This window comes from Kitasatospora sp. NPDC090091, assembly GCF_044747365.1.
GTDB lineage: Bacteria > Actinomycetota > Actinomycetes > Streptomycetales > Streptomycetaceae > Kitasatospora.
Map to the genome: position 1 here is coordinate 114,720 of NZ_JBIVDY010000026.1, position 11,074 is coordinate 125,793.

Genomic DNA, 11,074 nt, shown 5'->3' on the forward strand with positions numbered 1-11,074 from the left:
GGGTCAGTAGAAGCGGTGGGCGGGGCGCCAGGCGACGGTGGCGCGGGAGGTGCCGGTGTCGTCGGTGACGGAGTAGCGGACGTGCTGCAGGCCGGGTGGCAGGACCATGTCCTGCATGCGGGGGCTGCTGCGGGTCAGGGCGCCGGCGACGCTTGCGGTGCCGTTGCGCAGCACGGTGCGGGCCCAGGGGCGGGGGTCGATGGTGACCCACTCGCCGTCGCCGAGGATCAGGTCCAGGCCGACGGTCATTCGTTGGGCAAGGTCGCCCCACGGGGTGCGGCCGGGGCCGAGGAAGGTCAGGGCCGGGTTCCGGCCGGGCCCGAAGATGGTGATGACGGGCCAGGTCGGGACGGTGCCGGCGACGGCCATTGCGCCGGGTGGTTGGGGTGGTGCCGGGACGCGCTGCGACAGGGCCGCGGTCAGCGGCGCCTTCAGGCCGCGGATCGGTGCCGGCGCCGCGGTTGGGGTGGTGGATTCCTCGAGGTCGTCGAACCACAGGGTGTCGGTGCCGACGAACGTGGCGACCATGCTGGTGCTGCCCTGGCGGGTGAAGCGGGAGTTGGCCGGGGCGATGTGCCGGGGCCGGCCGTAGGTGCGGCGGATCCGGCCGCCCTGCATGGTGCGCAGCGTGGCAACGGCGCCCATCCTGCGGCGGATGGCGGCCGCGTCCCACGTTGCGAGCAGGTTGTCCACGGCGCCGAGGTTCGCGGTGTGCCGGCCGGCCGGGGTGGCCGCGGCGGCCACGGTGTCGACGGCCAGCTCGAAGCTGATCGTCTGGGTGGCCGTGGTGTCCTGACCGAAGCGCACGCCGTCCTCCAGCGGCAGGGGTGCGTCGCCGGTGGTGCCCTCGGCGTAGTCGACGGCGGGCTCGGACAGCAGGTAGATGCTGGTGCTGAGCGTGCCGAACGTCAGGGCGGCGCCGGGGCGGGTGCCGTCGCCGTCGTAGGTCAGCTGCCACTGGCCCTCACGCAAGTCCGGCATGAACACCTCCCAGGCGGGTCCGGCGCAGCTGGAACATGACGCCCTGGAGGGCGTCGCCGGAGGTCTCCCGCTCGGGCCGGGTGATGATCAGGTCACCGCCGACCAGGGCGGCCGCCTGCGTTGCCGCGGCAGCGGTCGGGCGGGCCCGCTGCTGGGCGCTGCGGTAGAGGTCGGCCGGGGTGAAGGAGGGCTGCCGGAGCGCGCCTGCTGCGTTGTAGACGACCTGGCCGCCGAACATCTCCGCAACGCGGTCGAGGATCCGCTCGGAGCGGCCGCGCTTGGCGGGGCTGAGCGGGATGTAGGCCTCGCCACCGGTCTCCGGTTCCGCCCACACCCGCCACTCGCCGGGTCGGGCGATCTGCGCGATGTGGTTCTCGGCTCCGTTGGCGAAGGCCTTCAGCCGGCGGATGATGCCGCCGTTGGCGAAGCCGGTGAGGATCCCGCCGTCGGCCTCCGCCCGGTGGAGGCCGGCCGGGTAGCTGTTGTACTGGACGTCGACGGAGACGGTCTTGCCCTTGAGGGCGTTGATGGCACGCTGAATCGCTGAGACGGAGCCCTCTACGGAGTCGCTCGGCGCGGTGATCTTGATCTGGTGGTCCGGGAGCCGCTCGACCTTGAAGCCGACGGCCTGGAGCTGGGAGATGGCCAGCTCTGAGGGCGCCTCCACCGTGATGGACTTCTGCCCGGGGGTGGCGGTCAGCTTGTCCTGGATCGCCTGCATCTGGCCCATCGCCTTCAGCGTGGGCACGTCGACGTCGATCTTCTTGCCGGGCGGCAGCGCGGCCAGGGCCGTCATCACCGAGTCGAGTTCGGCGTTCGCCGTCTCCGACGTGGTGGTGATCTGCACCTGCCCGTCCGGCAGCGTGACGACCGTGTACCCGAGCGCCTGAAGCAGCTGCTGCGCCTCGGTGGTCATCGCCTGCACGGTGATCTGCTTGGCCCCCGGCACCTTGGCGTACTCGGCCTGGACGCCGGCGAGCTGGGCAATGACGGAGTCGACGCCGGTCGCGGCCAGCAGAGTGGTCACCTTGTCCGGGACCAGCCCCATCGCGGCCGCGGCCTTCTCGGCCTGCTCCTTGCTCAGGCCGTAGCCCATCGCCGCCTTGATCGCGGCGTCGTACAGCCGGCCCATCTCGGTCTTGGCGGCCGCGATTGCCTCGGGGACGGTCTTCTTCTGGCTGATCGCCAGGTCGTACGCGGCACGGGTGGAGTCGAGGGTGGCGTCGCGGATCGAGACGAGCGAGTTGTAGAGCTGGTGCCCGTTGTCGGTGGTGGTCTTCAGCGACCCGTCGGCCTGGAGGAGCTCGGCGCCCCAGCCCTTGAGGTAGGAGGTGCCCTCCTTCAGCGCGCCGTTGCGTTCGTCGATGGCGGACTTCGAGGCCTGCATCGCGGACAGCACCTGGCCGTCGGCGCGAGCCTGCGCGTCCTTGAAGCTGAGGGTGCCACCAGCCAGCAGGTCGAGCGCGGCCTTCAGGGCATCGGTACGGGCTGTGGCATCAACGGTGGCACTGGAGTACTGGCCGACCAGCCCCTTGAGCTTCTCGTACACGAGGCCGGAGCGTTCGAGACCGCCGGCCGCGGCTGCGGCCTCCTTGGTCTTCGCAGCTTCGGACTCCTGGACCTTCAGGAGTTCCTGGATGGCCTTGGCGGCACGTTCGGCCTCGCCGGCCTTGGCCTTCAGGTCATCGGTCGGGTGCCCGCGGTAGGCCTTGAGCGCAGCGTCGGCCTGGTCGTTCATGGTCTTCGACAGCTCCTTCAAGCCGCCGTTGAGACCGAGGTAGCGGTTGGTGAGCTCCGGCAGACCGACGTTCACCCTCGCCATGACGTCGAGGAGCTTCTGCTTGCCGTCCAGCACCTTGGTGTCCTGGAGGAGCTGTGCGGCGGTGGTGCGGACGTCGGTGGTGACCGCGCCGTGGGTCTCCTTGAGCGCGGTGGTGAGGTTCTGCTGGGCCCGCCGCTGGTCGGCCGCTGCCTGCGCGGCCTTCTGGTGCCAGGTCGCGAGCAGGCCGAGGCCGATGCCAAGGCCCGCGACGGCCAGGCCCATCGGGCCGCCCATGAAGGACACCAGGCCGGTCCAGGCGCCCTTGAGACCGACGGAGACGGCGCTGCCGACACCGGTGATCCGTCCGGCCGCCTCGCCGGCTGCGGATCGGGTGTCGAGGAAGGCCCGGTTCATGGCGTCAACGGTGGGGATCGTGGACTGCAGCCGCGGGACGTTGGACTGGAGGACCGCGACGGCGCCGCCCACGCGGCCGAGGGACACGCCAGCCTGTTCGGCGTGCCACTGCTGCAGGCGGATCTGTTCGTTCAGGCCGCGGAACGAGCCGATGAGGCCGGTCGTGGTGCGGGTCAGGCCGGTGGCGTTGGCGTTCGCCGAGGTGAACATGCCGTTGATGCCCTGGACGGCCTTGATGGCGAGCATCACGACGAGAAGGCCGCCAAGCGCGGTGGAAAGGCCTGGCACTGTGCGCAGCAGGACAGCAACGATATTGGCGAGGCCGGAGAAGACGGCCAGGAGAGGGCCGAAGGCGGAGGCGCCGGAGGCGAGGCGGCCGATGATCTCGGCGATGTTGGACAGGACACCGACCACGTGCGGGCCGAGGCTGCCGAGTCCGTTGATCAGCGCGCCAATCGCGGGAACGAGCTGGATGCGGATCTGTGAGACGAGGGTGGCGATGCCGCCGTCGGCGCCGAGCCGGGCCAGGCCGCGGCCGAGGTCGCCGACCAGGCCGATCATCTCCCGGGCGCCGGGCAGTGCCTGGTCGAAGTAGTCCTTCATCTTGGACTGGCCTTCGTCGGAGTGCGCCCACTTGTCGAACCGGTCGAGCGTCTTCTCCATCCCGGCCAGCAACGAGTTCCCGGAGTCCCGGCCGGCCGCGAACATGCCGCCGAGGCCCTTGCCGAGGCTGCGGATCGAGCGGCCGAGGGAGGAGGCGACATCGGCGCCCTCGTTCATCGCCCGGTTGAGAGAGCCGTTCTCTCGGGCGGCGGAGGCCGCGTTGCGGGCCCACTGTGCACCGCGGCGGGTGGCCTCGGCCAGGCGCTCGACGAACGGGCCACTCGAGACCAGGACGTCTTCGGTGGCGTGTCCGACGTCGCCCAATGCCAGGCTCATCAGGCCCAGCACCTTGGTGTTGGAGCGGACGACCGCGGCGGCGTCGGCGCGGAAGACCGGGGTCTGCATCCAGCGGGCGGCGCTGGTGGCGAAGCGGTCGCCGACGCCGGCAACGCCGTTGAGCTGGTCGCGGACCAGCGGCAGCAGCGTGTTGCCCAGTGGGGTGAGCTCACCGGAGATCCGCGAGAAGAAACGTTCCTGCGCGTCGGTCTTGATCTTCTTCCAGGCGTCCTGGAAGCCCAGGACCGCAGTGATGCTGTCGCGCGCGGAGGGGGCGACGGCGGCGATGGCCGCGTTCATCTTGGTGAACTCGGCGGCGCTCATGGTGGTGCCGTCGCGCACCGAGGCGAGCCGCTGTGCGAGGGCCTGCGCAGCGGTTCCGACACCGCCGAACAGGGCCTTCGTGCTCAGCAGACCGGCGCCGAGTGCGACCAGGATGCCCGGCAGCGCGCCCAAGGTGTTCACCGCGGGCAGGGCCGAGCCGACCATGGCGGTGAGGCCGGCGCCGAGCTGGGCGAGCGCGCCGACCGCGGGCTGCACCAGGGTAAGGATCGCTCCGAGGAACATCGCGCGCCCGGGCAGCTTGAACGGGATGCTGACCCCGCCGCTCTGGGCGACATCGGCGTCCGCGGCCTGCACCCGGCGGCGGACCGCGTCGACCAGGCCGCGCTGGTCGACGTCCGGGCGCAGCCGGATGCGGGTGGACGGGTCGTTGGCGGCCGCCGTGACGACCCGGGCCAGTTCCTCACGGAAGGCGTGTTCGTCGGGGGTGGCCTTGATCTTCGCGCGGACGTTTCCGACGGCATGGTCGACGGCGCCTTCGAGGTCGTCGCGCAGGTGCTCGCGGTCGACGGTCACCTTGAGGCGGGCGGTCAGCCCGGCGGCTGCCTCCTGGACGACGGCCTTGAGCCGGTCGCGCAGGCCCTCGCTGTCGACGTCGACGCCGATGGCGGCCTTGACGCCCGCGGAGGCCTCGTCGACCTTGGTGCGCAGGCTGCGGGCGAAGCCGGCGAGCGAGGCCTCCACCTCGACGACGAGGCGGCCGGCAAGCTGGCCCTCAGCCATGCGGAATGACCTTTCCTCGGGTGGAGGCCGCGGCGAGCATCTTTCGGAAGCCCGACTCGGCGGCGGGTGGCGGTGCGGTGGCCGCGGGGTGGATGTTGTTCGGCCGGGGAACGGTCAGCGGCTCGGCAAGCCGCTTATCGGCGGCGTAGACCGAGGTCACTTCGAGCAGTTGGGCCAGGAGCTCTTCCTGGAAGCCCCACCAGGCGCGCTCGCCGGCGGTGCGGCGGGTGCGGGCCTGCTCGGGTAGACCGTCGACCAGGACTACGAGGCGGCGGGCTCCGAGGTGGGCGGGGTCGCCGGGGCGGCGCCAGAGGTCGCGGGCGTCTCGCTGGTGGTAGTGGGAGAGGTCGTACTCGAGGTCGTCCCACCGGCGGCGGGCGACGTCGGCGACCCGGAGAGCTTTCCCAGGTTCACCCCGTACGCCTTGATCAGCGCCTTGGTCAGGCGGACGTAGTCCGGGATGGACGGCTTCTTGTCCTGGAAGCGCACGAACTGGTCCGGGCCGAGCAGGCGCAGGTAGACGTCGCGCATCGCGCCCAGGAAGGTCCGCGGCAGGTGGGGGCGGGTGAGCAGCAGGTCGACGATGCCGCCGGCGATGTTGTTGTTCTTCTCGTCGTTGATGACCTGCGCGGCGATGCCCATCAGGTCGAGGTTGCCGGCGAGCAGCGGGTCGAGGGCTTCGAGCGGGAGCTCGGCGGGGAAGGTGAAGGTCTCCCCGCCGAGGAGGACCGGGATGCCGTCGGGGTAGGCGACCTCGCGCTTCGGCGCGTCGAGGTCGATCAGGATGTCATTCAAGGGGTCTCCCTGCTGGTGCGGCGGCTTCGGGGCGGGAAGGTCGCACAGGCCGTGGGCTTGTGGCGACCGCTGGCCGGGTCAGGACTCCTTGAACGCCGGGTCGTCGGTGAGCAGGTACCAGGGGTCGGTGTCGTCGCCGCCGAGGATGCCCAGGCGCAGCGGTAGCTTGGATCCGGCGCCCTTCTGCAGGTCGGTGGAGACGCCTTCCAGCTGCATGGCCTTCGGGTAGACGAACCGGTAGTGACGCCCGCCGTCGAAGACCTCGAGGAGCGCGGCGATCTCACCGCGCTCACCGATGCGCGGCGGGACGAACTTGTAGTGCTTGACGCCGGCGCCGGCGCCGGCTGGGGTGATCTCGCTGATCGTGCCGCCGCCGTAGACGGCCTTGAAGTTCGGCGCGTTCCACTGGAGGAGGTCCATCTCCACGGTGGCGGAGTCGCTGGTCTGGAAGTTGCGGACGGGGAAGTCGGACTGGGCGGACTTCAGCTGCTCGAAGTTGGGCTCGGAGTTGAACTTCAGGGAGTCCTCGGTGGTGTGGCCGACGCTGCGCCAGCCGGCCGGCATCGCCGCGGTGGCATCGGCAGGTGCCGCGGTGCCGACCGGCGCCAGCCAGAGGTAGAAGCGGCCGGGAACGAGCGTCTCGGCGGCGTTGGTCTTCACGGGCGTGCTCAAGTCGCTCCTCGGGTCCGCTGCGGGTTGGACGAGGAGACGGTGCAGGGCTGCCCGGCCTTGTGTCGCGTCCTGGGGTCAGGGGTGCATGACGAGCTGGAGGGTGAGGCTGTAGCGGATGGCGCCGGAGGTGAGTTCGGTGAAGGCCGGGGCGGGGCTGGTCGGCCGGACGTGGCTGACCACCGGCCCGGGCGGCGGCGGGTCGACGTTGGGCAGCTCGATCAGGGCGGCCGCGGCCAGCAGGGTGAGGCGGCGCAGCTCGGCGGACCCGGGCCAGCCGGCCGGGTCAGAGATGGCCTCGATGGTGACCTCGCCGACGGTGTCCCAGCGCAGGCCGCGCAGGTCGCCGCCCGGGCCGGGCAGGACCCGAAGTCGCGGCCACGGCGCTTCGACGAGGCCGGAGATGTGATCGGCGCCGCCGAAGGCCTGCGTTACGACCGGGTGGTGGCGCAGGTGGGTGAGGGCCGCCGCGACAGGGTCGACGGCGGCCACGGTCAGCAGGTCAGGGTCGGCCATCAGCGGCGGGCCGGCTCGCGGGCGACGTAGCCGTTCACGCGCAGCTGGCGGGCGTAGTCCGGGGAGACCAGGACCTCCGTGCCGGGCAGGTAGTCCCGGCCGGAGATGACCAGGTGGTGGGCGAGCCGGACCTTCTCCGGGTCCTGGCCGGCTCCGAGCGGCGGGCCGACGACGGTCGGGGTGCCCGGGTCGCCGGACGGGGCCGGCTGGTCGGCGGCGGGCGGGTTCTTGCTGGTGGAGTTGGTAGCCATGGCCGTGCACTGTGCCCGGCCCGGTCGCTAGCGTCGCCCCCAGGACACGGCGCTGCGCCCCGGTGACGCCGCTACGCGTACTCGGCGGAGACCGTGCGGGTGGCCCGCGCCATGAAGTGGGCGCCGGCCGCGACCAGGCCGCCCGGGTAGACGTCGCCGAGCTCTGCCTGCACCACCAGGTCGCCTTCGCAGACGACGGTCACGGTGACGCGGTTGCCGGCGACGATCGGAGGCCCGCTGTTGATGCCTCGGGAGATGCCGGCGGGGTCGAGCGTGGTGTGGCAGCGGCAGTTCTTGATGTTGGCGACGGCGCGGCTGGTCTGGTCGCGCGGTGCCTTCATGTAGGTGTGGGCACCGAGGCCTCTGTGGCGGCGGTCCCAGTCCATCGACGGGACCTCGAAGCGCAGGTTGTCCGGAACGCTCTGGCCCTCGGTCTGGACGTGGGTGTGCCGCACCCGGTCGTCGCCGACGGTGATCCACTGCTTGGTCGGCGGTGCGAGGCGCCGGGCCTGGGCGGCGACCTTGTCTGCGATCTCGCCGACCTCCGGAGCGATCATGGCTGCCACCAGGGCTTCGAGGCCCGGTACCGGCGTGAACTCGGCCATCACGGCACCTGCGGCGGATCGAGCGTCGCGGTGACCGCGATGTAGTCGGCCGCCCCATCCACCGGAACTGCGCACAGCCGGGCGGAGGTGACCGTCCATGATTCGTCGCCGTCCACGAGCCGGTCCCCGGGACGAAGAGGCCACTGCTGCGGATCGGCCCGTAGCGACCACGAGCCGTCCGTCTGCTGAACGGCTGCGCCCGGCAGCACCGCGCCGGTGGCGGACACGCTGCCGGGAGGCGGCGGTACCGGCAGGCCGTGTGCGTCGCGCGCCCAGGGGTGGGGCGCGACGTGGGCGGTGAAGCGCCGGTTCGGGAGGATCACCGCCACAGCGAGACCGTCCCGCCGTACGGCCAGGGCGCGGCCGCAGCCCGCGGCCGCACGTACACCGGCGGCTCCCGGTAGCCGTCGAGCGTCGCCAGAACAGGGAGTGCTCCGGCCTGGCCGGCCGACGGCGCGCTCTCGTAGCTGATCGACTGGCCCTCGGCCGACAGCGATGACACCCGTCGGCCGCTGCCGGTGCCGGACGCCGGGGTATTGCGGATCGACTCGGCGGCGTGCGCTACGACGAACCGGCGGATCGGGCGCTCGGCAGCCCCGTCCAGGCCAACCCTCAGCTGCACGTCATAGGTGCCGTCCGGCCGCAGGGTCCAGCCGTCCACCGTGAAGTCATCGTCCGGCCCGCAGTACGCCCACGCCTGCCACGTTGCCAGGTCCAGCCCCGGTTCCGGGCGGACACCGCTCAGCGCGGCCAGCTTGGGTACCAGCGGGCGCACCAGGTAGGTCTCCACATCCGCCTGGGCGTCCTCGATCGCCGTTCGTAGCGTCTCGCGCTGCACCACGGTGAGCGGCAGCGGGATGCCGACCTTCTCGGCGACCTCCTCGGGGGAGGCCACCAGGCCGGTTCCGGTCGGCAGGTCGATGCGGACCGTGCGGTCCGCTGCCGCGGCTGCGCCGGTGGCGGGGGTGAAGACGACGCTGCCCCAGTAGCGGCCGGCCGGGAGGGCGTCAGGAATCGTGAACCGGTACGTCCCGGGCCTCAGGGGTGCGGGCGCCGGGATGGTCGCGGCCGCCTGGCCGGTGCGGTCCGGGGTGTCGTGAAGGGTCAGCGAGGTGACGGTCCCGCCGGCAGCGGCCGGGTCGTACCGGGCGCCGCCGTGCGTGGCATGCCAGTCGAGCGTTGACACCATGGGTTCCCTACTGGTTGATGGCGTGCCGGGCATCGGCCTGGTCGCGCAGCCGCTGCATGATCAGCTGGGCAGCCTCGGTCGACAGCTGGGCTCCCTGGGCAGTCAGGAGGGTGGTGCGGGTCCGCCCGTACGGGTCGGTCTGGTTCTCAACCAGGCGGATGGTGCTGACCACCGTGGTGCCATGCGGGGTGACCCGCTCGAAGACGGTGTCCAGGTCGGTCGGTGGCTGACGGGTGTCGGAGTCGATGATCAGGCCGTTGATCACCTCGGGCAGGGCCTCCGCGACGGGTACCCGTTCGACCTCGGTGAGCTGCGTGGGCAGCGGGTCGGGGGCCGCCTCGGTCGGGGGCTCCAGCGGGGCCGCCGCGGGTACGGGAGTGCTCGCCTCGGGTGCATCGGTGTCCGGGGTAGCGGAGGTGGGGGCGTCGGCAGCGGGCTTGCGGCTGCGGGAGGAAGTCGTCATGGAGGGGGTCCTTCACCACGTCGGCTGTTCGGGAGTCAGCAGGGTGGCGGTTGGCCCGGGCTTGTGTCGCGCCGGGCCAACGGCCACTCTGCGGGCCGATCAGGAGTAGGTGAAGCCGCCCACCTTCGTTACGGAGCCGGCGTCGTCGGTGAGGACGATGTCGACGGCACCGGCGCCCTTGGCCGGGGTGGTCACCTTGACGGTGGTGTCGGACACGATGGTGAGCGACGTCCCGGCGGTGCCACCGAACGTCACGGCCGTCGTGCCGTCGAGATTCGTACCGGTGATCGTCACGACGGTCCCGCCGGCGGCCGGCCCGGTGGATGGCAGAACTGCGGTGATCGTCGGTGCGGGGAAGAGCTTCGCGATCTCCGACTCCTTGATCAGCGCGCCCGCACGGAAGGCGATTGTGCGGATCGACCCCTCAGGCTTCTTGTCCCCCTCGGCGAACCGGCGGGTGGCGTAGATGTCAGCGGTAACGATCATCACCCGATCAACGACCGGGGTAGCTGGGAACCCCGCCCTCGTGATGCGAGTGCCAGCTGCGTTGAACAGGCCCACGTGGAAGCCTCCTTGACTGCTTGGGCAATGGCGCCGAGATCCTTGCTGGTTGCCCAGCTTCTGTCGCTGGCTGCCTCCTCGGATGTGCGCTGGGGTGCACCACGGTTGTGCACTGGGCCGCACATTTGAACTCGCAGTACACCTCTGGGCGTGTACTCCAAGTCCCTGAGGAGGCGAGTACACGCCCAGGGGTGTATTCGCAGCGCAGCGGAGTACATGTCCAGGCGTGTACTGGGGAATGCATGGGACGTCCATCAGCGCACGCCTGCCACTCTGCGTAACTGTTGACGATCCGTCAGATTTGATGCGCGAAGATACGTCCAGGCGTGTATTGATCATGAAGATTCAGCCCGTAGTACACCTGTGGACGTGTGTTCATATGGCCCAAAAATGGCACTTGACCAGCGGAAACGTCCCGCGGTGTCTTCTAAGTAGTTACGTGGCTTCCCATCGAGGACGGTAGGTCAAGTGACCCTCGGTCACTTCGTCCTGCCGGCCTGAACCTCAACCAGTGCTCACCGGGGTCCACCTGGAAACGCTCTGGGAGGGACAGCCAACTTCGGCGCGGATAGTCTACGGGTCCTGTGTCCTCGGCCCCGGCATACCTTGCCGGTCGCACCACTACCCAAGTTCTGACGGTCACCCTCTCAGGGTCAACCCGTCCAAGCGGTGCAGCACCTGGTGGGGTGCATAACGGGCATTCAGCTGTTACGGGCATCAGCTGTCATAAATCGGTGAGGCGGCCAGGCTGGGCCGTCCACGGCCCGGCCGGTGAAGGTGGGGTGGGGGGGGCCCGGCCGCCCCCCCCCCGCCCCCCCCCCCCCCCCCGGGGGCCCCCCCCCCCGGGGGGGGAACCCCCGCACC

Annotated in this window: 12 protein-coding genes; all 12 read right to left on the reverse strand. The window is 71.0% G+C overall.

The window, feature by feature from the left end; all coding sequences use genetic code 11:
• Window positions 1–3: 3 nt before the first annotated feature.
• Window positions 4–981 carry a hypothetical protein gene (locus ACIPSC_RS33425; RefSeq protein WP_400831803.1) on the reverse strand — a complete coding sequence of 326 codons (978 nt, stop codon included), beginning with the start codon at window positions 979–981 and terminating at the stop codon, window positions 4–6.
• Window positions 965–5,161 carry a hypothetical protein gene (locus ACIPSC_RS33430; protein WP_400831805.1) on the reverse strand — a complete coding sequence of 1,399 codons (4,197 nt, stop codon included), beginning with the start codon at window positions 5,159–5,161 and terminating at the stop codon, window positions 965–967. Before ACIPSC_RS33430 ends, ACIPSC_RS33425 begins: the two co-directional genes overlap by 17 nt.
• The gene (locus tag ACIPSC_RS33435; protein ID WP_400831807.1) at window positions 5,154–5,321 is read right to left on the reverse strand and encodes a hypothetical protein; all 168 of its coding nucleotides are present in this window, start codon (window positions 5,319–5,321) and stop codon (window positions 5,154–5,156) included. The genes ACIPSC_RS33430 and ACIPSC_RS33435 overlap by 8 nt, the downstream gene beginning before the upstream one ends.
• A 101-nt stretch (window positions 5,322–5,422) precedes the next feature.
• Window positions 5,423–5,956: a hypothetical protein gene (locus ACIPSC_RS33440; RefSeq protein WP_400831809.1), complete on the reverse strand. Its 534-nt coding sequence runs from the start codon at window positions 5,954–5,956 to the stop codon at window positions 5,423–5,425.
• 78 nt (window positions 5,957–6,034) lie between these two features.
• Window positions 6,035–6,628, reverse strand: coding sequence for a hypothetical protein (locus ACIPSC_RS33445; protein ID WP_400831811.1), 594 nt, complete (start codon window positions 6,626–6,628; stop codon window positions 6,035–6,037).
• A gap of 75 nt (window positions 6,629–6,703) precedes the next feature.
• Window positions 6,704–7,141: a hypothetical protein gene (locus ACIPSC_RS33450; protein ID WP_400831813.1), complete on the reverse strand. Its 438-nt coding sequence runs from the start codon at window positions 7,139–7,141 to the stop codon at window positions 6,704–6,706.
• Window positions 7,141–7,392 carry a hypothetical protein gene (locus ACIPSC_RS33455; protein WP_400831815.1) on the reverse strand — a complete coding sequence of 84 codons (252 nt, stop codon included), beginning with the start codon at window positions 7,390–7,392 and terminating at the stop codon, window positions 7,141–7,143. The genes ACIPSC_RS33450 and ACIPSC_RS33455 overlap by 1 nt, the downstream gene beginning before the upstream one ends.
• Window positions 7,393–7,463: 71 nt before the next feature.
• The gene (locus ACIPSC_RS33460; RefSeq protein WP_400831819.1) at window positions 7,464–7,997 is read right to left on the reverse strand and encodes a hypothetical protein; all 534 of its coding nucleotides are present in this window, start codon (window positions 7,995–7,997) and stop codon (window positions 7,464–7,466) included.
• Window positions 7,997–8,326 carry a hypothetical protein gene (locus tag ACIPSC_RS33465; RefSeq protein ID WP_400831823.1) on the reverse strand — a complete coding sequence of 110 codons (330 nt, stop codon included), beginning with the start codon at window positions 8,324–8,326 and terminating at the stop codon, window positions 7,997–7,999. The genes ACIPSC_RS33460 and ACIPSC_RS33465 overlap by 1 nt, the downstream gene beginning before the upstream one ends.
• On the reverse strand, window positions 8,317–9,186 hold the full coding sequence (locus tag ACIPSC_RS33470) for a hypothetical protein (protein WP_400831828.1): 870 nt from the start codon (window positions 9,184–9,186) through the stop codon (window positions 8,317–8,319). The genes ACIPSC_RS33465 and ACIPSC_RS33470 overlap by 10 nt, the downstream gene beginning before the upstream one ends.
• 7 nt (window positions 9,187–9,193) lie before the next feature.
• The gene (locus ACIPSC_RS33475) at window positions 9,194–9,649 is read right to left on the reverse strand and encodes a hypothetical protein (protein ID WP_400831831.1); all 456 of its coding nucleotides are present in this window, start codon (window positions 9,647–9,649) and stop codon (window positions 9,194–9,196) included.
• A 99-nt stretch (window positions 9,650–9,748) separates the two neighbouring features.
• Complete coding sequence (locus tag ACIPSC_RS33480; RefSeq protein ID WP_400831833.1) at window positions 9,749–10,210, reverse strand: IPT/TIG domain-containing protein; 462 nt, start codon at window positions 10,208–10,210, stop codon at window positions 9,749–9,751.
• Between the last annotated feature and the right edge of the window lie 864 nt (window positions 10,211–11,074).

Bases quoted from the DNA above. Each gene is read 5' to 3' on its own strand.
- ACIPSC_RS33430 (WP_400831805.1), bottom strand. From the start codon at position 5,161: ATGGCTGAGGGCCAGCTTGCCGGCCGCCTCGTCGTCGAGGTGGAGGCC.
- ACIPSC_RS33450 (WP_400831813.1), bottom strand. From the start codon at position 7,141: ATGGCCGACCCTGACCTGCTGACCGTGGCCGCCGTCGACCCTGTCGCG.
- ACIPSC_RS33455 (WP_400831815.1), bottom strand. From the start codon at position 7,392: ATGGCTACCAACTCCACCAGCAAGAACCCGCCCGCCGCCGACCAGCCG.
- ACIPSC_RS33475 (WP_400831831.1), bottom strand. From the start codon at position 9,649: ATGACGACTTCCTCCCGCAGCCGCAAGCCCGCTGCCGACGCCCCCACC.
- ACIPSC_RS33470 (WP_400831828.1), bottom strand. From the start codon at position 9,186: ATGGTGTCAACGCTCGACTGGCATGCCACGCACGGCGGCGCCCGGTAC.
- ACIPSC_RS33460 (WP_400831819.1), bottom strand. From the start codon at position 7,997: ATGGCCGAGTTCACGCCGGTACCGGGCCTCGAAGCCCTGGTGGCAGCC.
- ACIPSC_RS33425 (WP_400831803.1), bottom strand. From the start codon at position 981: ATGCCGGACTTGCGTGAGGGCCAGTGGCAGCTGACCTACGACGGCGAC.